We start from the raw sequence: 25,635 nt of genomic DNA, 5'->3' as shown, positions 1-25,635 counted from the left end.
CTAAGGTGCCGCCACCTCCATCATGCCTGTCGCCGTGCGCGCTGCAAATTGCGGACGATACATGTCCTCAACCGTTGCTGCCGGATGGGTGTAAAGACCCGGCGTCACCGCACGCACCACATAAGCCAGCGTGATCGGCTTCTTCTCGCCTGCAGAGCGATCGAAAGCGGCCACAAAACGATCATTGCGGAATTCGAGATGCGCTGCCTGTGTGCTTTCAAGCCATGGGAAATTGCCAAGATCAGCACTGGAAACAAGGCCCGGATTGTCGATCTCGAAACCAGCTGGCAGCAGATCGGTCACAAGCAGACGCGACTGCCATTCCTGCAGGTCGTCGATTTTAAGAACAACCACATAGCGCTCATTCTGATTGACCCCGGTGACATTGGCCGGTTCCCCATCAAGCGTATAATAGGTGCGCTCGATTGCGAAACCTTCGCCACCGGCAGGTAGTGACTGCGCAGGCGGTGCAACTGCGGTCACGACCGCATCAACCGAACCCTGCCCCTTGTTGGTGACGACCAGCGGCTGTGCTTCAAGGGCTGCACCATTGAGACGCTCGGAGAACGCGCCCTGATGCGCTGTGCCATTGATGTCGAGGCTGATTGCGCCATTGTCGTCCTGAAGCCCGCGTGCTGCAAGCAGCATCCATGCCTGATCCTGCGTGCTGAGATAGCGTGCCTTTTCGCGCTGGAACTCGACCAGCGTAATCAGCGATGGCAGCACTTTCGGCGCAGGCTTGGTTTCCGAAGCAAGAGCCAGCATTGCCGCACCATCGCGCAAGGGCGAACCATAATCCGAGCGATTATAGTCATAGCTCGACTGGCTGGTTGCGAGCTGGAGCGACGCATTGAATACGCGTTCCGAACGCGGCTGCTCACCATAAAGAGCAAGTGCAGCACCAAGCTGGGCAACGGCCATCGGGCTTGCAAAGTTTTCAAGCTGGGTATCGGCAAAGTAACGCAGATCGCCAACAGAAGCCTTCTTGTTGCGTGCCAGAACATAGAGCGCATAGGCAATGTCGTTGCCGCGTTCCTTGACGTCGGTGGTATAGTCGAGCGCATTTTGCAGATTAGAAAGTGCGGACAGCATCGCCTGCTGCGGCACGTCATAGCCCTTCTCGCGGGCACGCGTCAGGAAGTCGGTCACATAGGCGTCCATCCAGAGATCACCCGATCCCGGCGACCAGAGGCCAAACGACCCGCTTGAAGACTGGTTGTTGAGGACGCGGAAGATGGAATCTTGTACGCGCTTTTTAAGTTCTTCCTGACTTTCCAGACCCGCTGCCGCTTCCGTACCTGCAGCCATTTCGCTCAAATAAAGCAGCGGCAGTGCGCGGCTGGTGGTCTGCTCTGTGCAGCCATAAGGATAGCGGTCGAGCGCCATCAACAAAGCTGGCACATCAAATGCCGCACTGCGCGTCACGCCAACGCTGACAAAAGCACCATCAAGCAGGCTTTCAGACAGAAGGCCGCCATCGACTCTCACACTTCCGCCATTGGCCGTGAGATTGACGACATGGCGGCTCGTGACCGGCAGATCGACCGGACGCACCGGCAATGCCAAGGCCTGTTCAACGTTAAGGCCTGCATCGTTGGAAAGCCGGATAGTCACACCACCGGCACCCGTTGCCACAGCATTGAGCGGAACGGTGATCGACTGTCGTTTGCCACCTTCAAGCGCAATGCTTTCAGGATAGGAGCCAACTTCAACACCGAGATTATCGGTGGTCTCAAGGCTCACACGATAATCGCCGTCCGGTGCATCCGTATTGGCAATATCGAAGCGGATATTGGCCTGATCGCCAGGGGCCATGAAGCGTGGCAGACCAGCGGTGATGACCACAGGATCGCGGATGATCACGTCGGTCACCGCGTGACCGACGGCCTTCTTGGTCCATGCCACCGCCATCACGCGCGCGGTGCCGTTGAATTGCGGTATGTCGAAAGTGATTGTTGCCTTGCCGTCGCTGTCGAGTTCAACAGGGCCGGAGAACAGCGCAACCAGCTTTTCGGTGGGCGGGCTGCCTTCCGCTGCCATATTGCCACCATCGCCACCTGTGCGCAGCTTGCCGGTGACGCCGAGCGAACCATCGATCAGGCGACCGTACATATCGCGCATTTCAAGGCCTAGCTGACGCTGGCCGAAGAACCAGTTTTCAGGGTTCGGCGGCTGATAGCGTGTCAGATTGAGAATGCCGACATCGACTGCCGCGACCATGACATAGGCCTGCTCGCCACCCGCATTTTCAACCGAAACCGGGATGGAAAGTGCGGAACGCGGCGTGATCTTTTCAGGCGGGGTCAGCTTGACTGCAAGCTGCTTGTCGGCAGGATCGACCTTCAGCCATTTAAGACCAATCGCACGCGCAGGCATACGGCTTTCAATCGCCTCACCCGGACGGAACAAAGTCGCCGTGACATAGGCACCGGCACCCCAATCCTCACCCACCGGAATATCGATGGTGGTGCCACCTTCCGGCACGCTTGCGGTGATTGTCTTAAGCAGCTTTTCTGCACCAATGGTGATGAGCAACTCACCGGCAAAACGCGGGGAGATTTTGAGTTCTGCCGTGTCACCCGCCGCATAATGTTCCTTGTCGAGCGCGATTTCGAGCCCGTCCGGTGTTTCGGTCGAGGTTGAGCTGACAAACCAGCCCGCATCGAATTCAGAGCTTGTGGCCGGGCCCGAAGCATCAGCTGTTTCGATTTCCAGACGGTAGCGACCCCAATCGACCGGCAGACTGATTTCAGCCTCGCTATCGGTTGTAAGGTCAATCTTGCCGTTGGCAATCGCCTTGGTGAAAGTCACTGGTTCGTAGTTCCAGCTGTTGCCACTGCGATACCACTGATAATTACGCTCGATCTTGACCAGCGACCATTGTGCGCCATCAAGCGCCTTGCGATCACCCTTGCTGTCAGAGGCGATCAGGCTGAACTTTGCAGTGCCGCCCTGCGGAACTTCATCACCAGCGAAATCCGGGCGAATGCCGATGAGATCGGTTTCCGGCTGAATGGCAACATCGATCTTACGCTCAACCGCACGACCGCCGGTTTCGCGCATACGAACGGTCACGGCTGCATTTACGAGACGCGTCGTTGACGGCATTTCATCGACTGTAACCGGGAAAGTCGCCTTGCCATTGTCATCGACTTTTGACAGGCCATCGAGCGGCAGGCGCGTGGCTTCGCCCTGTTCTTCATCGGCGAGGCCGAAGTAATACCCCTTGAAGCGGTCCCACAGACGCTTGGTCGAAAGCGTGACTTCGCCTTCAAGCGCAAGACCGGCGGCAGGCGCACCATAGAGGAAACGTCCGTCCACGGTGATATTGGCGGTTTCGCCAACAGCGATTTCCGGCTTGTCAGACGTCAGATCGAACTCGATCCGGTCCGGCACGAAATCTTCAACCAGGAACATCTGCGTGGCAATCGCTGGCTGCTTGGGATCGGTATAGACCGAAACATTCCAGGTGCCGCGCATGGCGTTCGACGGCAAGGTCAGGTCGATGGCATGACCACCGGCCAGTTTGCTATCGGAAACGAGACGGCGATCTTCCACGCCATCGGGACGCGTAAAGATGAAGGTGAGCGGTAGATCATCAATTGCGGTTGCGATGTCGTCACGCGCAAGCGCGCCTACATGCACAACTTCGCCCGCGCGGTAGATACCGCGCTCTGTCCATGCATAAAGATCAAGCGCTTTCGGCACGGCACGGCCCGTCACACCACGATCAGAAAGATCGAAACCGGCGCGAGCCATATCGAGGAATGTGAAATCCTCATCATGCTGACTTGCCATCAGTACCGCTGGCACCATGCCGTTTGTGCCGCGTGTCAGTCCCGGCGTAAACGTCGCACGGCCATCGCTGTCGGTGGTCGCTTCGCCCAGCACTTCATTGTTCCGTGCAAGCAGCGTCAGCTTCACGCCTTTAAGCGGCTCTGCGCTTTCCAGCGAACGGGCAAACACATTGATGCCGTCCTGCCCGGTATAGGTCGAAAGGCCGATGTCGGAAACGACAAACCACTGCGTTGCCTTGGTGCCATATTCATCATCGGACTTCTGAACCAGCGGCTCAGCAGTCAGCACATAGACGCCGGGCTTGCGTTCCGGCAGTGCTTGATCAACCGGAAAACTGGTCGTTGCTTCCTTGTTCAGCTCATTGCCTGCAACCTCGATCTCACCTTCCCAGACAGGCGCACCCATCTGATCGGAAACCGTGCTGATGTCGTAGCTGTCCAACTGGCGCAGGAACTGATAGCCGGAGAGAAGCTGTGCCAGCGAACGGTCGCCGACGCGGTAGAGCTTGACCTTGGCTGTGCTCAAATTGACGCTGACCAGCGGAATGCCGCGACGGGCTTTCGCAGGCAGCACGAAGCTGTCGCCGGTAAAGCGCACCGATGGCGCGCGGTCCTGCACATAGATCGAAAGATTGACCGGAGCTGGCAGCACTTCGCCAATAGCCGATGGCAGGCCCTGACGGAACGTCACCGTATAATTGCGGCCATGTTCCAGACCCTCGACACAAATCTGGCGGTCCTTGGCGTCAACGGCTTTTGGCGCGCCATTATCGAGCGTAACGAAGCTCGAATAATCGACACCGCTTTTCACCAGTTCTTCGGAGAACTGCGCGCAGATGCGCGGCGCGGCATTATCATTATCGACCGTATTATTGACGATGCGGAAGCCTTTGCGGGCCTTCAGATCTTCATAGGCGGCACGAACGGATGCGGAATTGACGAGATCAAGGCTCGCTTCATAAGCCTGCAGAGCCGGGCGCGATGCATCGCGCTTTTCGAGTGCCTGCGCCATGACGGCAAGCGCTTGCGCGCGCTCATCCTTGGTGCGTGAGGTCTGGTAGGCAAACCACGAGGCCGACGTCGCATCGCGCTGGAACTTGGAACGTTCCTGACCATTGGACGGCTCGGTCGCAAGCGCTGACAGTGCATATCCGGCCCAGATTTCGCTTTCGTCCGGCGACATGCTGGCAGCCAGTCGGAATTTTTCCATTGACGTGCGCGGATCGCCATTCATCCCAGCAGCGCCTGCTTCATTGCGCAGATCGCGCAGGCTGTCGGAGCTTTCAAGGCCGCCGATTTCGCGCTTGAGACGACGGGCTTCGTCAACCAGATTGGTGGCGAAGAACGAGATGGCAGGCGCGGCGCCAAGATCTTCAACTTCGCGGGCTGCAGCGGATTGCGTGACGACCTTACCTGCAATGGAGCCAACGGACTGATTGAGCTTGTTGAAATCGGATTTCAAGAAGCACCACTTGACCTTCGGATTGTAGGTAAAGGCGAGGCATGCATTGTCGCCCAGACAAATGCTTTTGCACTGGTCGAGCGAGACATTCTTCTCCGTACGCAAGTCGAAGCCGAAATAATCGCTATCTTTGGTGATCTCTATCCGCCGGGTTTCGGCAGCTTGTGTAGTGTGTGGAGCTGCCGACAGGCAAGCTGTTACTGCAAAGGCCCAGAAAAGCCGGTTGAAACCAATAAGCATTTGCATCCCCTCACGACGACCGGTGCCATTTCCAGTCTATTAGAAAAGGCGAAAAGAATCCGGCTCATGTGAAGCCTCACCGCGACAAACTGTCAAGGCGAATAGGGATTATCTACAACTATTAGGATAAGTTTAGGGAATAATACGCTCTACGAGGTAAACGCTCTCGCAGAGCGTGCACGGGTATTCTAGATGATCCCGCCATTGGCACGCAATGTCTGGCCATTTACCCATGCGCCGTCGGGTCCGGCCAGGAAGGCGACCACCCCTGCAATGTCTTCCGGCGTCGCCAGACGTTCGAGCGGGCTCATCTTGGCCATGCGTTTGACCAGTTCTTCGGATTTTCCATCGAGAAAGAGGTCGGTCGCGGTGGGGCCGGGCGCAACGGCATTGACGTTGATGTTTCGACCGCGCATTTCCTTGGCCATGATCGCCGTCAGCGTTTCGACTGCGGCCTTGGTTGCAGCATAAACACCGTAGTTTTCCAGTTTCAGGCCGACGACAGTGGTGGAAAAATTGATAATACGCCCATTGTCGCGCAGTCGTTTACCAGCCTCCCGCATGGTATTGAAGGTGCCCTTGAGGTTGACTGAAACGAGCTTGTCGAAATCTACGTCCTCTGTTGTGGCGAGAGGCGACAGGGTCATGATACCGGCATTGTTGACGAGAACATCTACGCCGCCGAAAGCGTCTTCGGCCGCATCGAACATTCTCTTTACTGCGGCAGGATCGGCAACATCAGCCTGTGCTGCTCGCGCAATGCCGCCCGAAGCCTCGATCTTGTTGACGACGGCGTCGGCGAGAGCGGCATTGCCTGCATAGTTGACGATGATAGTAAAACCGTCGTGGCCCAGTCTTTCGGCAATGGCAGCGCCAATGCCACGCGATGCTCCAGTGACGATGGCAACCTTGTTTTTCATATCGGACATTGTCTGCTCCGTTCCGGTGGTTTGGTTTTGTACAACCCACAGCAAGATCGCACTTTTCTAACACCGTTTAATCCGGCATTATTTGTCATTACTATCCGAAAGTAGCGAACAATCAGATGGACCGGTTTGATGCGATGCGGGTTTTTACCCGTGTACTGGAACGACGCAGTTTCACATTGGCGGCGGAAGATCTAGGGATCCCGCGTTCAACCGTCACCGACGCGATCAAGCAGCTCGAAAGACGATTGGGCACGCAATTGTTCTTGCGCACTACGCGTCACGTTAATCCAACGCTTGATGGTCAGGCCTATTATCAGCGCTGCATAGAAATCATAGCTAGTATCGAGGATGCCGAAGGCGGATTTTCTGGCGCAATGCCGAGAGGTTTGCTTCGGGTGGAAGTGCAGGGCACGCTTGCGCGGCATTTTCTGCTACCGGAATTGCCAGCTTTTCTGGAAAAATATCCGGATATTGAACTTTATATGACCGAGGGCGATCGGTTCGTCGATCCGGTTCGGGAAGGTATCGATTGCGTTCTGCGTGTGGGTCTCCTGCAGGATAGCGACATGATTGCCCGGCGTGTTGCGATGCTGGATGAGGTTACTGTCGCGTCTCCTTCCTATCTTGCACGATTTGGAGAGCCCCAGCATCCAGATCAACTGACTGATGGCCATCAGATGATCGGCTTCCGAGCCAGCGGCAGCATAGCCCGTATGCCCCTGGAGTTTATGGTCGACGGCAAGTTGCAAACAGTGACGATACCGGCTCCGGTTTCGGTCAATGCCGCTGAAAGCTATACGGCTGCGGCCAGCTTGGGCCTTGGGATGATTCAGATACCTCGGTATCATGCGATACGGCATATTGCGGATGGAAAATTGGTGCAGATACTCCACGCTTATCCGCCCAGCTCGTCACCAGTATCTGTTGTATATCCGCGCGATCGGCAACTTTCTCCTCGGGTCAGGGTATTTATCGACTGGATTGCCGTGATACTCGCCCGACAGAACAATTGAGGCTGTTAACTCCTCATTAAGAATTTGGAACAAAATGGCTTATTACGTGTTAGAATAGAGCCTGCAGAAATGCAGAAAGCACATCGCTACGCACCACGGGAGGGAGGGCAGAGATGAGCAACATTCTATTCTGGACCGCTTTGGTAATCGTACCCGTGCTTCTGGGCACAGCCTACGCCTATCTGCAATCGATACGGCATAGGGACGACTTCTAGAACGCAAGCGTAGCTGACGGAAAGCTGCTCTTATCTTGAAGCAGGCGAGTGGTCGCGTGCTTCAAGATAATTCTATTGCATAGAATTTTGTATCGACAGCCATCCGCGGAAAATCTTCCGGCAGATCTTTATGGGAGATTTCCACGAAGCCGTTCTTTTCATAAAACCGATGTGCGCCCAGAAACTTCTCGGTCGTTCCAAGCAATATTTTGGTAACGCCTCGTTCGCGAGCGTGCGAAATGAGCGTTGCAAGCAATTTGCGTGCAGTACCGAATTCGGAACCGCGATAAGCCTTGGCGACAAACATTTTCCGCAAAGCAGCCTGACCTTGCCCTATATCCTTGAGGGCTATGGTGCCAACGATGTGACCATCGGCTTCGGCTACCCAAAATTCGCCGCTTCCCTGACGATAGAACCCCTCCACGTCTCGGATATCGGGTTGGTCGTCTGCGCTGATCGGAATGTCGAACTCGCATTGTTGTATCGGTAGAATTACAGCAAAAACACTTCCGTCTCGCCCGTCTGGAATGTTCTAATTCTGATCAAGTCCGCTTTGCTCGTCATAGTGCTGCCGTTCATCTCGCCCGCGAATCTGCATTGATTTAGTTGTTAATCAATCCGCTTCTCGGATTCTGGGTCAAGAGACGTTCAGATCTGTCCGGTTGACCGGGCTTACGTAGATAAAGTTAATATTGGGCTCGTTTTGAAGGTTTTATCACATCCAGCTGGTGTTCGGTTGCTTACACCAATTTCAACCAGAGCGCGCTGTGTGCGGCAACGCGTGAATCCCCCTATTCAGGGGGATCAAGGCGAATATATGAGCAAAATTAGCAGTTTACGCTATAAAATATATTTCATGCTATTCTACTCGGAAGAAAAGGTGTCATATTTTGATAATCGATATGGTTGCTTTGAAATTTTGATTATCTCCGTTTTGTGGAAGTAGTTTCACTTTTGAAGTGATATTTTACGTTGCCTAATGAAAGAAAATACCCTTCTATTGTTGTGAGTAGAGCACTGCAAAGAGCTGAGGGGTTTCAATGCATTGTCGCAACATCGGCTCGCGCGCCATCCGTTTTCTGTCCAGCACAGCGCTCATATCCTTAGGAACGGTTTTGCTACAAAGCACTCCCGGCATGGCTGCATGTTCGTTTTCGCCGACGCTAGGTGATGACACATTCATTTGCGACAGCGGCACATCTCCCGGTGGTCTTACCGACCTCAATGGTAACAATACATTGCTTTTGCCGACTGGAGGGACAGGCACCGTCAGCGGAGATGTAGCGTTCGGCTCCGGTGTGGACCGCGTGGAAGTCCATTCCGGTTCGATTGTCGGGAATGTCAATCAGGGCGATGGTCTCAACAGCTTTCTCATTACGGGCGGAAGCGTTACAGGCAATGTTCGTCAGGGAAATGATATTGACGAGTTCCGTATAACGGGGGGCGAGATTGGTTCGCTCAATCAGGGTAACGGGTACGACCAATTTTTTATGTCGGGTGGACGTATCGTCGATGCCTTTGACGATGGTGATTATGCAGTGATGACTGATGGACGCATCGGACGCGTCAATCTCAAGCTCGATAATAATTATTTCAACATGTCTGGCGGAACAATTGACCGGAATCTGATTGCCGGGCTTGGTAATGATACGATTATCGTTTCTGGCGGTATGATCGGCGGCAATATAAGCATCAGTAGTGGAACCGACAGTGTAACCATGACGGGCGGCACGGTTGCGGGTGATGTTCTGCTCGGTTTCGGTAATGATCAGTTTTCATGGAGTGGTGGCGGCATAATCTATGGGAAGATTGATCTTGGCCCGGATAACGATACGGCCGTTCTTGCCAACCTTACCGATGCCAATATAGGCGCTACTGCGCGGCTTAGCGGCGGCGAGGGGAATGATGTTCTCACGTTCAATAATGTGAAAACAGGAAAAGTCTCCCGTTTTGACAGCTGGGAAACAATCAACCTTACTGACGATACGCGCCTTGTTTTCGACAGCGCTCTTACGTTGGGCGATGCCGGAACGGGAACGGGGACGCTCAATATCGATGCGACGAGTACCATCTATGGCGGTGCTGCAATGGGTAGTGTGAATCCGTTCGCAGCAAGCCAACTGGCTAGTGTCTTCAACGCCGGGCGTATTGACCTCACCAATGGAGGGACGAGCACTACTGACACATTTACGATCAAGGGTAATTACGTCGGGCAGAACGGTCTTCTGTTTTTAGATACCGTTCTGGCTTCTGATGGCGCTCCTTCGGACAAGCTTGTGATCGATACAGGTGTTGCATCAGGTAACACCGCTATTGCGGTTACCAATGCGGGTGGGGCAGGCGCTGCAACAAATGCGGACGGCATTATGGTCGTACAAGCATTGAATGGTGGTTCCACCAGTCAGAATGCTTTTTCGCTGAACGGTCGTGCTGCTGCCGGTGCCTACGAATATTTTCTGTTCAAGGGCGGTGTAACGGCGAATACCACCGAGAACTGGTATCTGAGATCAACTTTGGTTCGTGGAAGCGAACCGCCTGCTTCGACGGGGGGAACATCCGTTACGCCGGAAGAGCCCGAAACAACTGCGCCGCCATCCGCACTCGAGCAGCCTCCAGCGACTTTGCCTGTCGATCCGGATACAGAAACTCCGGTAACAGAAGATGCTTCCGCTCCCGATTCGCCTCCACCTCCCGTATCGGCGGAGGCTCCCAATCCACCCGACAATACGACGGGTCAACAACAGAATGTTGACCTTCCATTCGATGGAGCAGTTCCGCCTTCACCTGGCGCAACGAGGGTTAAGGGCGACGTGATTTCTCTCTATCGCAAGGAAGTGCCGGTTTATTCAGCTTTGCCGCCTGTGGCGGACCATCTGGCGCTTTCTACTCTCGGTACGTTTCATGAACGTCGGGGTGAGCAGGATTTGCTGAAAACTGCCGGATATCTGCCTGCGAGCTGGGGCAGGGTCTTCGGGCAGGATATTGATATGAAATGGCGGGGAACGGTTGCACCGGGTCTCGACGGAAAGCTCTTTGGTATTCAGGCGGGACAGGATATTCTGGGTCGCGAGACGGATGGCGGACATTTTGACCGCTTCGGTCTGTTTTTCGGTTATGCCCGCGCAACAGGTGATATCACCGGGCAAGCTCTTGGCTGGAACGATCTCGCTGTTGGCGATCTCGAAGTTACGGGTACGAGTTTCGGCGGGTACTGGACTCATATCGGGCCGCAAGGCTGGTATCTCGACGCCATACTTATGGGAACGTGGTTCGGTGGTGATGCAACCTCGAATGAAGGTCAGAGTATTGACCTCGACGGGCATGGGGTTACGGCTTCGCTCGAAGGAGGCTATCCTGTCGCCCTGAGCGAAAGCTGGACACTGGAGCCGCAGGCGCAACTGATCTGGCAGCATCTCTCGCTTGATGATCAGGCCGATCGTTATTCCTCGGTAGCGTTTGATACAGATGATGCGTGGACGGGCCGGATCGGGTTCAGATTGCAGGGTGAACAAGAAACTTCGGTCGGAAAATTACGGCCATATCTGAAAGCCAATCTCTGGCAGAATTTTTCATCGGATCAGACTGTACGTTTTGCCACCGATCCGATTGTGACTGATCTCAAGGGCACATCGCTGGAACTGGGTGGCGGGCTGACCTTGGACATTACCGAGAAAGCCAGTTTGTTTGCGACTGCGGACTACACGACCAATCTTGGTGGCGAACGCAACCGGATATGGGAGGGTAACTTGGGGCTGAATATAAAATGGTGAAGGCAATGGCGATCGGAAATGATCGCCGAAATGACAGAGGAGGGAACAACGGTAATGGGTAGACGTGCATACGAAAAGCTCGCGAGAATCTGTGCATCCCTAAACACATCCGAGCAGGAGCTGGCCCACTCTCTCGGTATTTCGCGAGTTGCGCTGAAAGCGATAGATCGCACTGATGCGCCGCTTTATCTTCGATTGGCATTGGCCGCTCTGGTATCGGAAATGGATCCGGATCAAGTGCTGAACTCCAAACGAGGGAGCTCAGAAATGGAAGCACCTCGTCAGCTCCTGTCGGTGAGGTGATCATCAAAAGTTATGGGTTTCAAAGGTGTTGTGGTGGCAAAATCTTTCGCCTTGCTTCTTTTGATTGGACTGTTCTGTTTCCCGCAATTGGCTGCCGCGTCCTGCACGCGTGCAGCCGGTGCTGCGGATATGATGACGCAGCGCCAGCTTTCGGCACTGCGCGCGCTGGAACGCAGCCGTGGTTGCAAGGGTGGCGACGAACGCGGCGGTTTTTTCAATCCTTGCCGCGATCTTTCTCAAAGAATAGCTGAAATACAGCGGCAGCTTTCATCCAGTTCGCTTTCTTCCCGATCATGCGTAGAACAACCGACTGCCAGTCCGGCAGCAAAAGTGAAACTTGACCGTCCCAAAGTTGCGTCTGTCGCAACGAACGACAAGCCATGGGTGCCGAATGGTATCAAAGGCGCTCTGACTTATTGCGTGCGTTTGTCGGATGGTTATCTTTTCCCAGCTCCGCATTCACAGTTTCAGAAGTCCGACAGCGTGACGGAAACAATGGCACAATGCCGTTTTATTTGTCAGGGGGAGAATGTCGATCTCTACGTTCTGAATGATCCGAACGGCGAAACGGCCGATATGGTGTCGGTCTCGAACGGTAAGCCCTATGTCGAGTTGTCTACCGCATATAACTATCAGGGAAGCGGTGATTTCAGAAGATGCAACTGGGCCGGTTATGTCGACAAGATCAGTGAGCTGCGGGCCAGTAGCAAGGGTGGTCGCGCGCTCAAAAATGTCGTTGTTCCCATGCCAGATGCTCGACCGAGTCGTAATGATGACGTAGCTGCTTCAGCGGCGTCTTTTGCTCCCATAACAGACCGTAGTGTACGTGTTGTCGGCCCTGCCTTCATTTTTGATGACGGCGCGGGAAACATGAAGCTTACTGCACACTGACGGTGATGAACCAAATCCTCAAGTTCAATTTGAATGAGACGTGTCGCGATTGGGACTGAACCGCTCGCTTTCCGTCTGTAACCTCCCTGAAACGGGCGTTGTCAATTTGCGTCCGGAGACCATCGATCATTGCATTGTTTGAAATCTGTCAGTGTTGTTCGACCTGGAGGAGGTAGACATGAGCAAGAACCGTGGCGTCGTTTATTTGCGGCCCGGGACAGTCGAAGTGCGCGATATTGAAGATCCAGCGTTAGCGGCACCGGACGGGAGGAAGCTGGACCACGCCGTTATATTGAAGGTAATCTCGACAAATATTTGTGGTTCCGACCAGCATATGGTTCGCGGACGCACGACTGCGATGCCCGGTCTCGTGCTGGGGCATGAAATTACCGGTGAAATTATTGAAAAAGGCAGTGATGTCGAGATGCTCGATGTGGGCGACATCGTTTCAGTCCCGTTCAATGTCGCTTGTGGTCGCTGCCGCTGCTGCAAATCCCAGGACACAGGTGTTTGTTTGACGGTCAACCCGTCGCGTGCCGGTGGCGCCTATGGATATGTTGATATGGGAGGCTGGATTGGTGGGCAGGCCCGCTATGTCATGGTGCCCTATGCCGATTTCAATCTGCTCAAGTTCCCCGATCGCGAGCAGGCGATGGAAAAAATCCGCGACCTGACGATGCTTTCTGACATCTTGCCCACCGGCTTTCACGGTGCGGTGAAAGCCGGCGTCGGGGTTGGTTCGGTTGTATATGTCGCGGGTGCGGGACCGGTGGGGCTTGCTGCTGCGGCATCCGCTCGCATTCTGGGCGCTGCGGTCGTTATGGTCGGTGACTTCAACAAGGAACGGCTCGATCACGCGCGGAAAGTGGGCTTCGAACCAATCGATCTTTCGGCAAGTGATCGTCTCGGCGACATGATTGCAGAGGTCACAGGCAGCAACGAAGTGGATAGTGCTATTGATGCTGTTGGGTTCGAGGCGCGCGGTCATAGCGGTGGCGAGCAACCGGCGATCGTGCTGAACCAGATGATGGAGATAACTCGTCCCGCCGGGGCAATTGGTATTCCGGGGCTTTATGTCACCGAAGACCCTGGTGCTGTCGACAATGCTGCGAAACAAGGCAGCTTGTCGTTACGGTTTGGTCTCGGTTGGGCCAAGGCGCAGTCATTCCATACCGGACAGACACCCGTTCTGAAGTACAATCGCCAACTGATGCAGGCGATCCTGCATGGACGTCTGAATATCGCCGAGATCGTAAACGCTCAGGTCATTTCACTTGAGGACGCAGCGAAGGGCTATGAGAGCTTTGATCAGGGGGCGGCGAAGAAATTTGTTCTCGATCCGCATGGCCTTGTGAGCAAGGTGGCCTGATTCAAGTCGATTTCGAAATGCAGGAAGGGCGCTCTCACGAGCGCCCTTTTCGTTTGTGATTGCTTCAATCTGTAACGTTACAGATTCTTTGATCTTGAGTGTTTCATCCTGAATCTCTCACAAGATGAAACACGAAATGATACCTTCGCACGTAAAAATAGTTTTCAGGAAAGCTGTAGACAATCAATCAGTTAAACTCCGCCTGAGTGCTAAATCCCACTTGTCAGAAATTAAGGACTTGCAAGCGATATTGTTTTGAATACCATATCTGTAACGTTTCAGATTTGGGAGGATATGGAATGTTATCAGAAAGAGCAAAAGTTCTCGCCACATCCGTTTGTCTCGCTATGACAACGTTGACAATGGCAGATTCAGCTTCTGCGGCTAATCTTGAAGTTACGCATTGGTGGACATCTGGCGGTGAAGCGGCAGCTGTCAAAGTTCTCGCTGAAAAATATGATGCGCTCGGCGGCGACAAGTGGGTCGATGGGGCGATTGCCGGTAGCGGCGCTACGGCCCGCCCGATCATTATCAGCCGTATTCTCGGCGGTAATCCAATGGGAGCGACCCAGCTCAATCATGGACGGCAGGCTGAGGAACTGGTTCAGGGCGGATTGATGACGGATTTGACCGAGCTGGCCGAAAAGGAAGGCTGGGCCAACTTCATTCGCCCGAAGAGCCTCTTGGAATCCTGTACTTATGAAGGGCGCCTCTACTGTGTGCCGCTGAACATTCACTCGTGGGAATGGATGTGGATCAATCCGCAAGCCTTTCGCGAGGCCGGAACCGAACCTCCAAAGAACTGGAATGACCTTATAGCTGCAGCTCCCAAGCTGAAGGAAAAGAACATTGTGCCGTTGGCGACCGGTGACGGTTGGCAGGTGAATGGCATGCTGACTGTCCTGACAACTGCGATTGGCGGTAAGGACCTCTATCTAAAGGTCAATAAGGACAAGAACGCCGATGCGGCACGCGGTCCTGAAATGAAGAAGGTTTTTGAAGCGCTGGCTCAGGCGCGCTCACTGGCTGATCCGGGTTATGTGGGCCGTTCATGGAACGAGGCGACCAACATGGTGCTGACCGGCCGCGCCGGTACGCAGATCATGGGAGACTGGGCGCAAGGCGAGTTTGGGACAGCGGGCAAGGTTGCAGGCAAGGATTATGACTGCTTGCCAGGACTCGGCGTTCATCAATATCTGGATACTGGCGGTGATGCGATCTACTTCCCGAAGAACAAGGACCCGGAAGTCACCAAGGCACAGCTCAAGCTGGCAAGCATGCTCATTTCCAAGGAAACGCAGGTTGCCTTCAATCTGGCCAAGGGTTCGCTGCCGATCCGTGGCGATGTGGATCTCGATTCAGCCTCGAGCTGCATGCGTGCGGGTATCGATATTCTGAAGAACCCGGACAACATCGTTCCCTCTGTGGAGCAGTTGCGTGCGCCGGATACCCAAGGGCAAATCGAAAGTTTGGCTGCCGAGTTTTTCTCCAATCCAGACATGACGGTCGATGATATTCAGGAACGTTTTGCGGAGATTATCGAACAGGCGCAATAGTCACGTTCAAGTCCTGCGCTGTCGATGAGGACGACAGTACACGACACTCCGAGAACCGGAACAGGGAGGAGTATCATGGCCGTCATGGAAGAGGGCAATCGTGGAAAGCCGTTGGGAATATTTCGAAATCTGAATGCAAAGGTTGCAGCACTTCCGATGATCGCGACGGTTCTCGTGGTCTTCATTGGCTGCACGCTCTGGACGGTTGTTTATTCCTTCACGTCCTCCAAATCGCTGCCTATGTTGAATTTTGTCGGTTTCGATCAATATACGCGCCTGTTTTCTGCAACCCGCTGGCATGTGTCAGTCCGCAATCTGGCGATCTATGGCGTCCTCTGCATGGGCTTTTCCCTTGTGGCCGGGTTTGTCCTTGCTGCCCTGATGGACCAGAAAATCCGCTTCGAGAACACATTTCGCACGATTTTCCTCTATCCCTATGCCCTGTCGTTCATTGTGACGGGCCTTGTCTGGCAGTGGATTTTCAATCCGAAACTCGGACTGGAGAAAGTCATTCGCGATATCGGCTTCGACAATTTCCAGATGGCTATCCTGTCGAGCCGCACCTACGTCATCTATGCAATTGTCATTGCCGGGCTCTGGCAGATGACGGGGTTGGTCATGGTTCTGATGCTGGCCGGGCTGCGCAATGTCGATGATGAAATCTGGAAGGCTGCACGAGTTGACGGCATTCCGAAGTGGAAAGCCTATCTCTTCATCATCCTGCCGATGATGCGCCCTGTTCTGGTGACGACCGTCGTTCTTATCGCGACAGGCATTGTCAAACTATACGATCTGGTGGTTGCCATGACCAATGGCGGTCCCGGCATAGCGTCGGAAGTACCCGCAAAATACGTCTACGACTTCATGTTCGGCTGGGCCAATTTGGGGCAGGGACTTGCTGCTTCTACCGTCATGCTGACCACGGTTCTGATCATTCTCGTTCCTTGGACAATGCTGGAATATAGCCGAAGGAAAGCGCGATGACTGAAGCTGTCCTCAACAGGAAGAGGCCTGCCGAAACTGAGGCAGCCGCAGCTCAGGCTCGTCCGGCACAAAAGCGGGCTTCACAGCCGTGGGGTCGTAAGCCAAAACGGCGCTTTGCGCCCGCCACCATCATGCTCTACAGCATTTTGTTCGTTGCAGCTGTCTATTATCTGCTGCCGCTCTACGTGATGGTCGTCACATCCCTGAAAGGCATGCCTGAAATCCGGCTCGGTAACATCTTTTCACCACCAGTCGAGATCACATTTGAACCATGGGTCAAGGCATGGAGCCAGGCTTGCACCGGCCTTTATTGTGAAGGCATCAGCGCGGGTTTCTGGAATTCGATCAAGATCACCGTGCCGAGCGTGATCGTTTCCATCACCATCGCTTCAGTCAATGGTTACGCGCTGGCCAACTGGAAGTTCAAAGGATCGGAAATATTCTTTTCGGTCTTGTTGTTTGGGGCATTCATTCCGTATCAGGTCATGCTTTATCCCCTCGTGATCATAACCCGCGAGCTTGGTATATTCGGCACGCTGACCGGCGTTGTCTTCATCCATACCATCTTCGGTATGCCGATCTTGACGTTGTTGTTCCGCAACTATTTCGCCGGCCTGCCGCCGGAACTCTTCAAGGCAGCGCGTGTCGACGGAGCCGGGTTTTGGCGCATTTTCTTTCAGATCATGCTGCCGATGTCACTGCCGATCTTCGTGGTTGCAATCATTCTGCAGGTGACCGGTATCTGGAACGACTTTCTGTTTGGTGTGGTGTTTGCAGGAACGCAGAATTTTCCGATGACCGTCCAGCTGAACAATATCGTCAACTCCATGCAGGGCGTGAAGGAATACAACGTCAATATGGCCGCCACCATTCTAACCGGGGCCGTGCCATTGCTCGTCTATTTTGTTTCTGGTCGGTATTTTGTACGCGGCATTGCCGCTGGCGCAGTGAAAGGATGAATTCATGAACTCCAGCGTTTCCATCCAGGATCTGTCGCTCGGCTTCGGCTCGGTCAATGTGCTGCAAAATCTCAATCTGGAAATCGGGGAGGGCGAATTCCTCGTTCTTCTGGGGCCGTCCGGTTGCGGCAAGTCCACTCTGCTCAATTGTGTAGCGGGCCTTCTCGATATCTCCGAAGGCAGTATTTTCATCAAGGGGCGCAACGTTACGTGGGAAGAACCGAAAGATCGCGGCATCGGCATGGTGTTTCAGTCCTATGCGCTTTATCCGCAAATGACTGTTGAGAAGAACCTTTCCTTTGGTTTACGTGTTGCCGGGCTACCCAAAGGGGAGATTGATAAACGCATCAAACGCGCGGCCGAAATTCTGCAGATCGAACCCTTGTTGCAGCGCAAACCTTCGGCACTGTCCGGCGGACAACGTCAGCGTGTTGCGATCGGTCGCGCGCTGGTGCGCGATGTCGACGTGTTTTTGTTCGATGAACCGCTTTCCAATCTGGATGCAAAATTACGTTCTGAGCTGCGCGTTGAGATCAAGCGCCTTCACCAGAAACTCGGCAATACCATGATCTACGTCACGCACGACCAGATCGAAGCCCTGACATTGGCGGACCGCATCGCAGTCATGAAAGGTGGGGTGGTCCAACAACTGGCTGATCCGTCGACGATTTACAATCGCCCAAAGAACAGGTTCGTAGCGGGTTTTCTCGGCTCGCCGTCGATGAATTTCTTTACGGGAGAAATTAGGGCTACAAATGGCAAGCCAGTCTTCCATGTTGGAGAGACCGCCGTTCAGCTTGATGGATATGACGGTGGGCTGACACCCGGACGTAAGGCCACTCTCGGGGTTCGTCCTGAGCATACTAGACTTGATGTCGAAGATGGTTTTGAGGCGACCGTCGATCTGGACGAGCCGATGGGCGCCGACAGTTTGGTCTGGCTTCGCCTGAACGGACATTCGCTATCCGCACGGGTGGAAGCGGGTAAGCGCTATCGGGCAGGTGAGAAGGTCAGGATTGGTTTCAAGCCGGATGCCCTGTCGCTTTTCGATGCGCAAACGGAGGAGAGGCTTTAGATGAATAGCGAAGAACGCTCCCCTTAAGAGCCTCTCCTGCGAGAGGCGAAGCTATTGGCTTTCAATGGACGGCACGAGGGCTTGCCTCGGACTGTGCGAGGATTTTTTGCTCGCTAGAAAGCCCGACACAATTCTGGATAGAGTTCTGAGGACGAGGACATGAACGGATATTCCTATCAACTTTACAGCTCCCGCAACTTCCAACCGTTGGAACGCACGCTCACCATGCTGCGGGATCTCGGCTATCGTTGGGTGGAAGGCTATGGGGGGATTTATGGTGATCCTGTTCGATTAAAGAAGGACCTCGACGCATTGGGGCTTTCCATGCCTACCGGGCACTTTGGTCTGGATATGCTGGAGAACGAAGTCGACCGTGTTCTAGAGATTGCCAAGGTCGCCGATATGAAGGCTATTTTCTGCCCATATCTCGATGCAGACCGCCGCCCGGATAGTGTTGCCGGTTGGCGGGAGTTCGGAAAACGCCTTGCTATCGCTGGAGAGCATTATCGCAAGGCGGGCTACGCATTTGGCTGGCACAACCATGATTTCGAATTCCGCCCGTTGGCCGACGGTTCCGTGCCACAAGAACATATCCTCGATGCTGCGCCCGATCTTGCATGGGAGGCGGATATTGCGTGGATTATCAAAGGTGATGCCGACCCGCTTGAATGGATCAGGCGCTATGGCGACCGAATCCTTGCGGTCCATGTCAAAGATATCGCCTTAGCTGGTGAAAAAACCGACGAAGACGGCTGGGAAGACGTCGGGCATGGTACTGTGGACTGGGCTGAGTTGTTTACGGCTTTGCGCAAGACGCCTGTCCGCTATTTCATCATGGAACACGATAATCCGTCGGACGACACCCGATTTGCGAGCCGTTCCATCGAAACCGTAAAGAACTTCTGAGTTGGAGAACGAAATGACCAAGGCACTTGGTGTCGGCATTATCGGTTGTGGCAATATATCCGCTGCCTATCTGCGGCTGTCTCCCATGTTTCGAGGTATCGAAATAATAGCATGCGCCGATATAAATCCTGCTGCAGCAGAAGCGCGCGCAGACGAGTTTGGTGTAAAGGCGCAGACTATCGACGAGCTGCTTCAGAATGACGGCATTGATATCGTCGTCAACCTGACAGTTCCCGATGCTCATTATGCTGTCACGAAGCAAATTCTGGCCGCAGGCAAACATGCATACTCAGAAAAACCTTTGGTTCTCTCGATGGAGCAGGGGCTGGAACTGAAAGCGCTTGCCGATGGTCGCAACCTGAAAGTGGGGTGCGCGCCGGATACGTTTCTGGGTGGAGCCCATCAGCTTGCGCGGCGCGAAATCGATAATGGTAATGTCGGTCGCATCACCTCCGGTACATGCCATGTAATGAGCCACGGCATGGAGCATTGGCATCCGAATCCGGACTTTTTCTTCCGAAAGGGCGGTGGGCCGATCCTCGATCTTGGACCGTATTACATCGCCAATCTCGTTAATCTGATTGGCCCCGTGAAGCGCGTCGCCGCTTTGACTTCTGCAGCTACACCGACGCGGACGATTAGCTCTGAACCACGCAAGGGCGAAGCCATTCCAGTGGAGACGCCAACGACCATTCACGCATTATTGGAATTCGAACAGGGCGCAACAGTAACACTGTCAGCCAGTTGGGATGTCTGGGCGCATCGCCATGCGAACATGGAGTTGTATGGCACCGAAGGATCGCTCTACCTGCCCGATCCCAATTTTTTTGGCGGAGAAGTTCAAATGGCGAAGCCGGGCGAACCAGCAGAGCCAGTTAAAAATTGGGAGCATCCATTTGGCGTTGCCAATGAACAGCATTCTCAAGGTATGATGGCTAACTATAGAACGGCTGGTCTGGCAGATATGGCGGCTGCTATTCTGAATGGTCGCGATATACGTTGTTCACTGGAGCGTGCACTGCATGGGGTCGATGTCATGCTGGCTATTCTAAGATCAGGCGAGGAAAAGCGCTTCATCGACATCGAAACGCGTTGCACGCGCCCGGAAGCATTGAACATTAAAGCGGCTGAGGCTTTGTTGCTGCCAGTTGAAAATGGAAAGAAACGGGTGGCAAACTGACTTTGCATCGCTCCTCCCGAGCGATAGGAGGCTATTCCGGTCCTACGGGTCCGGAGTGGCCTCCGCCCATTTTATCCGATGGTCTGCAGGGACCTGACATCGATGCCGTTAATCCGACCCAGGATGGCTTTGCCAAGCTGCTGCCCGGCCAGCTTGAAACTTTCCTCGGCGACAATCAGCCCCGGGCGAAACCAATGCAAAATCTGCGTCGATTGTTTGGCTGCGACATCGACTTCATTACCGATACTCAATCCCGCATCTTCTACACCGGCAACAATTGCCAGAGCGGCTGCGCTGCCAGAGCAGATGATACCGTCCGGTCGATCAGGTCTTTTCATCAATTGAGCAATATGCTGTCGCAAATCCTCAAGCGGTGTATCGAGATCAACGTCTTCGAGCGGCGATCCACTACAGTGAAAGGCACGCAGACCTTCATAAAATCCACCTACCATATGCCGGTAATAGGTGAGATGCGCGGGTGGAGTCAGTAAAGCGAGTCGCTTTCGTCCGCGCGCCGCCAGTTTGCCAACCATATCCAGCGCGAAAGTGAAATTATCAAAGTCGTGAAAAGGGTGCTCAATGCCCGTATCAGTGCGACCATGGGTGGCGAACGGAAAATCATGTTCCGTCAGATAATGGACGCGTTGATCGTCCGGTTCTGTACGCGAGAAAATAATACCGTCAGCTGAGCCCGTTTCCACGATATAGCGGATCGGTTCGATTGGCGCCCGCGAATGAAAATAGGGCGTCAGAATGAGGTGGTATTGCGTTTCAGCCAGAACATCCGCGACACCATGAATGACCTGGCTGGTAAAGCCCATGATCTCATCTTGCGTATTGAGGACCAGCGCAATGACATTCGTCTTGCCGGTTCGAAGACGCACACCGGCACGATTGGGACGATAGCCGATCTGTCGGGCGATCAGTTGTACGCGTTTTCGTGTTTCCGGACCGATTTCCGGTGCATCCTTTAAAGCACGCGAAACCGTGGTCACGCCAAGGCCGGTCATGAATGCAATTGTCTTCAGCGTCGGACGTTCATTTTCAAAGAACGATTTGGCTGGATTTAGCGGCTTGGAAGCCTGCGGGCTCCGTTTTTCATTCATGCGTATTTCGTCCGGCAGCGAGGAACGATGTGTACGGAAAAAAGCTAGAATTCGCTTTATCTATCAATAGCTTATTTTAACGTACTTGTCATCTTTTATGATGTTGAATCAATATTTCCAGATACCATTTCGAACGGTTTTTATTGCGCTCCGCACGTACTCGCTGAGGCATGCTTTCCATCGTCTCGGTGCTTGTCATTGCCAGCGATAAGAACTTTTCCTTGAACGCTGTTTTGACTAGATTGTCATGAAGAAATTTCAGTATAATAGGACAATTCTGGATATGTCATGATGGAGTCGGTAGACGCATGTGGGAACCCATGTTGGAAATGCGCAAGGGCGTCACCAAGCACAGGCTTTTGACAGATAAAATTGTCGACGATATCGAGAAGGGCGTTCTTTTGCCCGCCACGCGCATGCCGACCCATCGCGATTTGGCGCACAAGCTCGGGCTTTCGGTGCAGACGGTCAGTATCAGCTACAAGGAGGCAGAACGGCGCGGTTATTTGCGTGGTGAGGTTGGCCGGGGAACCTATGTCTGCAACCGGGTGACGGAGCGGGCTGATCGCTTCATGCTTGATCGGGATCCCAGCGGGACGGCGGATCTTTCTATCATTCGGGCCGTCTATACAGAATCCCACGAGAATGCCTCGCGACGTCTGCTCGAAGAAATGAGCCAGTCGGACAATGCGAGCTTCATGCGTCCATGTCGACCTATTGCGGGGCTGGACCGACATCGCGCGGTCGCGCGCGACTGGCTGCGTGGCCTGTCGGTTGATGTTGATCCGGGCCGGATCATTATTACGAATGGCGCTGCTCATGGCTTGTTTCTGGCAGTCGCAGCGGTTGTGCAACCGGGTGAGGTGGTGCTGACGGAAAGCCTGACCGATCATGGCATCATAGGTCTTGCCAATGTGCTTGGCTTCACGCTGCGTGCGCTGCCGACGGATAGAGAAGGTATTCTGCCCGATGCCTTTGAAACTGCGTGCAGGGCGGGAGATGTAAGGGCGCTGGTGCTCATCCCGACGCTTGGCAATCCGACTAGTCATTTGATGGGCGCTGAAAGGCGCATTGCTGTCGCGGATATTGCCCGGCGATACGGCGTTTGTGTCATCGAGGATGAAGTCTACAAGCCGATCCTCGAAGAGCATCTGCCGTCAATGCCGGAACTGCTGCCAGAACTGGGCTTCTTCGTAACAAGCTTCACCAAGACGGTTATGACCGGCTTGCGGACAGGCTATCTTGTGGTGCCAGCGCATTATTCCATCCGCGTAACGTCGATTTTGCGCGTCACGAGCTGGAGCGGCGTCAATCTCGTTGCAGAGATGGCCAGCCGCTGGATCGAGGACGGAACGGCGACTGAGCTGCTGGATATTCAGCGTAGCGAATTGCGTTCAAGGCAGACATTGGTAGCCGACATTCTTGAACCTCACATTGCAGGCAGCAATCCGCTGTCGCTTTGTGCGTGGTTGAAGATCCCGCGCAACTGGTCGGAGGATGGTCTGGTCCGTGCTCTGGCAAGCAAGGGCGTTGCTGTCACACCTTCTGATCCATTCGTGGCGGGTGGTGAGCGGGGGGATGGGGGCATCCGCATCTGCCTCGGCGGAAGGCTTTCGCGATCTGCCTTGCAGACAGCTCTTGAAACTATTCGCGAAACCTTCGCGCAACTACCGCCGGTCTATGATGTCAGTTCTATAGCCTGAGTGCTATAGAACTGATTGCAGAAACTCTTTCGTCCGCTCTTCGGTCGGAGACTGGAATATCTGTTCTGGCGTGCCCTGTTCGCAGATGCGTCCCTTGTCGAAAAAACAGACACGATCAGACACTTCGCGTGCAAAGCGCATTTCATGAGTGACGAGGAGCATAGTCAGATCATGTTCTTGTGCCAGACTGCGAATGACCGCCAGAACTTCGCCGACAAGTTGCGGATCAAGTGCCGATGTGGGCTCGTCAAAGAGTAGAACACGCGGACGCATAGCCAATGAACGCGCAATCGCAACGCGTTGCTGCTGGCCACCTGAAAGCTGTGAAGGGTAGTGATCTTTTTTGTCTGTCAGGCCGACAAGAGCGAGAAGATCGAGTGCACGCGCCTCGGCTTCGTCCCGCTTCATACCGAGAACGTGAACCGGCGCTTCGATGATATTGCGCAGCACAGACATGTGCGGAAACAGATTGAAGCTCTGGAACACCATGCCAACATGCGATCTGATTTTACGCAAGTGGGCTTCACTCGCCCGAAACTGTCCTTTGCCGTTTGGTTGGTGATAGGACATATCTGCGAGTTCGAGCGTACCCTCCTGAAACGGCTCCAGTGTCATGAGAATACGGAGCACCGTTGATTTTCCCGATCCTGATGGACCGATCAGCGTTACTTTCTCGCCTGTCTTGACCGAGAAATTGAATTGATCCAGCACAGTCAGTGCGCCGAAACGCTTGGCTACGTCCTGAAAGCGGATAATTTCCTGGGTCATTTGAGGGCGATCCCGTTCTTTGGAAGTGTGCGTTCGAGCAGGCGTATGAGCGCCGAGCAGATAAGTGTCAGGATGAGGAAGATCAGGCCGACCATCGACAGCGGCACCAGATATTCGAAGGTGCGGTCGCCGATCAGATTGGCGAGGTTCAGCATGTCGACGATACTGACGACAGACAGAACCGGGGTCTCCTTCAGCATGGAGACGAGGTAGTTGCCCATGGCCGGGATGATCCGGGGTATGGCTTGCGGAATGACAATGTCGCGATAGGTGCGCCAAGGCGTAAGGTTCAGGGCGCGCGCTGCTTCCCATTGTCCGCGCGGAATGGCCTCTATACCTCCGCGGTAAACCTCCGACGTATAGGCTGAATATTGAAGGCCAAGCGCCAGAGCGCCGGTCAGGAAAGCAGGCAGAACAATGCCATAGACAGGTAGCACGTAATACAGGAAAAACAATTGCACCAGCAACGGCGTATCGCGCAAAAATTCCACAACGACCACGGTCGGCCAGGATATGATTTTGTATGGGCTGCGGCGCAGAAGCGCAAAGACAAGGCCGAGCACCAGTGCAATAGCAAAGCCGGTGGCTGCCGCTTTCAGGGTTACCGTCAGACCAATTGCCAGAATTGGCAGAATGGAAATCGCAAAGGAAAGCGTGGACGAGGTGTCCCATGCATAGCCGTAGATCATGCGAAACCTCCTGCCATTGTCTGGCGTTTCAGTCGTCGCTCAAGCCAGCGAATAGCGGAGGCGAGCACCAGAGCCATTGCAAAATAGCCGAGTAATGTCAGCGAGTAGATCGTTACATTGTCCAGCGTCAGATTGCGCAAACGCTGGGCCTGGAAAGTCAGATCGCTGATGGCGATAAGCGAGGCGAGTGCTGTATCTTTCAGATTATGAATAGCCAGATTGCCGAAAGCCGGCATCATCTCGACAACCGCCTGTGGCAGGACGATATGAAACAATGTGTGGCCTCTGCTGAAGTTGAGGGCTCTTGCGGCTTCATGTTGCGCTTCGGGAACAGCCTGTAAGGCACCACGCACGACCTCAGCACCATAAGCACCAATGTTAAGGCCAAGCCCCATAATTCCGGTCGTGATCGGATCGAATGAAATGCCGATCAATGGCAGGGCGTAATAGAGCCAGAACAATTGCACGAGCAGGGAAGTACCCCGGAATATCTCGATATAGATCACCGCAATCGTGGAAAGGATCGGCCCACCCGCAAAACGGGCAATGCCGGCAGCGAACGCCAGCAGGGTGCCGATAGCCATCGAACTGAGGGCAAGAACGACGGTGATTTGTGCGCCTTTGAAAAGGGCGGGAAGATACTCCGTCCAGTGCATATGGTCTTCTCCCGATAGAGATGAGACAAGGCCCGCCGAACCAATCATCATGGCACGGCGGGCG

Annotated in this window: 18 protein-coding genes; 11 read left to right on the top strand and 7 right to left on the bottom strand. The window is 54.2% G+C overall.

Annotated elements, in window-relative coordinates; translation table 11 throughout:
• Complete coding sequence (locus tag AAE521_RS10715; RefSeq protein ID WP_374864503.1) at nt 1-5,505, bottom strand: alpha-2-macroglobulin family protein; 5,505 nt, start codon at nt 5,503-5,505, stop codon at nt 1-3.
• 182 nt (nt 5,506-5,687) lie between these two features.
• Nucleotides 5,688-6,428: an SDR family oxidoreductase gene (locus AAE521_RS10710; RefSeq protein ID WP_071630829.1), complete on the bottom strand. Its 741-nt coding sequence runs from the start codon at nt 6,426-6,428 to the stop codon at nt 5,688-5,690.
• Nucleotides 6,429-6,544: 116 nt separating this feature from the next.
• On the opposite strand from AAE521_RS10710, the gene AAE521_RS10705 reads away from it, so the two are divergent.
• The gene (locus AAE521_RS10705) at nt 6,545-7,441 is read left to right on the top strand and encodes a LysR family transcriptional regulator (RefSeq protein WP_342061303.1); all 897 of its coding nucleotides are present in this window, start codon (nt 6,545-6,547) and stop codon (nt 7,439-7,441) included.
• Nucleotides 7,442-7,717: 276 nt separating this feature from the next.
• Here the strand turns inward: AAE521_RS10705 and AAE521_RS10700 are convergent, their stop codons facing one another.
• Nucleotides 7,718-8,185, bottom strand: a complete 468-nt coding sequence (locus tag AAE521_RS10700) for a GNAT family N-acetyltransferase (RefSeq protein WP_374864522.1) — start codon at nt 8,183-8,185, stop codon at nt 7,718-7,720.
• A 511-nt stretch (nt 8,186-8,696) separates the two neighbouring features.
• Here AAE521_RS10700 and AAE521_RS10695 point away from each other — a divergent pair.
• The 9 genes from AAE521_RS10695 (at nt 8,697) to AAE521_RS10655 (ending at nt 20,649) form a co-directional block, all read left to right on the top strand.
• Nucleotides 8,697-11,426: an autotransporter domain-containing protein gene (locus tag AAE521_RS10695; protein WP_342061302.1), complete on the top strand. Its 2,730-nt coding sequence runs from the start codon at nt 8,697-8,699 to the stop codon at nt 11,424-11,426.
• A gap of 336 nt (nt 11,427-11,762) precedes the next feature.
• Complete coding sequence (locus AAE521_RS10690; RefSeq protein ID WP_342061301.1) at nt 11,763-12,620, top strand: DUF2865 domain-containing protein; 858 nt, start codon at nt 11,763-11,765, stop codon at nt 12,618-12,620.
• A gap of 178 nt (nt 12,621-12,798) precedes the next feature.
• Nucleotides 12,799-13,989: a formaldehyde dehydrogenase, glutathione-independent gene (gene fdhA / locus AAE521_RS10685; RefSeq protein ID WP_029927596.1), complete on the top strand. Its 1,191-nt coding sequence runs from the start codon at nt 12,799-12,801 to the stop codon at nt 13,987-13,989.
• A 299-nt stretch (nt 13,990-14,288) separates the two neighbouring features.
• Nucleotides 14,289-15,545 (top strand): ABC transporter substrate-binding protein, encoded by a 1,257-nt coding sequence (locus AAE521_RS10680; protein WP_374864502.1) that lies wholly within the window; start codon nt 14,289-14,291, stop codon nt 15,543-15,545.
• Nucleotides 15,546-15,620: 75 nt separating this feature from the next.
• Nucleotides 15,621-16,529: a carbohydrate ABC transporter permease gene (locus tag AAE521_RS10675; protein ID WP_342061299.1), complete on the top strand. Its 909-nt coding sequence runs from the start codon at nt 15,621-15,623 to the stop codon at nt 16,527-16,529.
• Entirely contained in the window at nt 16,526-17,488 is a 963-nt protein-coding gene (locus AAE521_RS10670; RefSeq protein WP_071630823.1) for a carbohydrate ABC transporter permease, read from the top strand. The genes AAE521_RS10675 and AAE521_RS10670 overlap by 4 nt, the downstream gene beginning before the upstream one ends.
• Before the next feature lie 4 nt (nt 17,489-17,492).
• Nucleotides 17,493-18,563: an ABC transporter ATP-binding protein gene (locus tag AAE521_RS10665; protein WP_342061298.1), complete on the top strand. Its 1,071-nt coding sequence runs from the start codon at nt 17,493-17,495 to the stop codon at nt 18,561-18,563.
• 159 nt (nt 18,564-18,722) lie between these two features.
• Nucleotides 18,723-19,469 (top strand): sugar phosphate isomerase/epimerase family protein, encoded by a 747-nt coding sequence (locus tag AAE521_RS10660; protein WP_342061297.1) that lies wholly within the window; start codon nt 18,723-18,725, stop codon nt 19,467-19,469.
• Between the two features lie 13 nt (nt 19,470-19,482).
• Nucleotides 19,483-20,649 carry a Gfo/Idh/MocA family protein gene (locus tag AAE521_RS10655; protein ID WP_342061296.1) on the top strand — a complete coding sequence of 389 codons (1,167 nt, stop codon included), beginning with the start codon at nt 19,483-19,485 and terminating at the stop codon, nt 20,647-20,649.
• Nucleotides 20,650-20,720: 71 nt separating this feature from the next.
• Here AAE521_RS10655 and AAE521_RS10650 read toward each other — a convergent pair whose 3' ends face one another.
• Nucleotides 20,721-21,755 carry a LacI family transcriptional regulator gene (locus AAE521_RS10650; protein WP_342061295.1) on the bottom strand — a complete coding sequence of 345 codons (1,035 nt, stop codon included), beginning with the start codon at nt 21,753-21,755 and terminating at the stop codon, nt 20,721-20,723.
• Between the two features lie 308 nt (nt 21,756-22,063).
• On the opposite strand from AAE521_RS10650, the gene ehuR reads away from it, so the two are divergent.
• Nucleotides 22,064-23,458, top strand: coding sequence for a MocR-like ectoine utilization transcription factor EhuR (gene ehuR / locus AAE521_RS10645; protein WP_342061294.1), 1,395 nt, complete (start codon nt 22,064-22,066; stop codon nt 23,456-23,458).
• 3 nt (nt 23,459-23,461) lie between these two features.
• On the opposite strand, the gene ehuA is transcribed toward ehuR, so the two are convergent.
• From ehuA to ehuC, 3 genes are read right to left on the bottom strand one after another with little or no spacing between them, the layout of a single operon-like run.
• Nucleotides 23,462-24,226 (bottom strand): ectoine/hydroxyectoine ABC transporter ATP-binding protein EhuA, encoded by a 765-nt coding sequence (gene ehuA, locus AAE521_RS10640; RefSeq protein ID WP_029927582.1) that lies wholly within the window; start codon nt 24,224-24,226, stop codon nt 23,462-23,464.
• On the bottom strand, nt 24,223-24,915 hold the full coding sequence (ehuD, locus tag AAE521_RS10635; RefSeq protein WP_010658662.1) for an ectoine/hydroxyectoine ABC transporter permease subunit EhuD: 693 nt from the start codon (nt 24,913-24,915) through the stop codon (nt 24,223-24,225). The genes ehuA and ehuD overlap by 4 nt, the downstream gene beginning before the upstream one ends.
• On the bottom strand, nt 24,912-25,571 hold the full coding sequence (gene ehuC, locus AAE521_RS10630) for an ectoine/hydroxyectoine ABC transporter permease subunit EhuC (protein WP_010658663.1): 660 nt from the start codon (nt 25,569-25,571) through the stop codon (nt 24,912-24,914). Before ehuC ends, ehuD begins: the two co-directional genes overlap by 4 nt.
• Between the last annotated feature and the right edge of the window lie 64 nt (nt 25,572-25,635).

Origin of the sequence: Brucella cytisi, assembly GCF_038433355.1 — a bacterium.
Taxonomy (GTDB): domain Bacteria; phylum Pseudomonadota; class Alphaproteobacteria; order Rhizobiales; family Rhizobiaceae; genus Brucella; species Brucella cytisi.
Note: the sequence above shows the minus strand (reverse complement) of the source record. Positions and strands in the feature narration are given on the sequence as shown.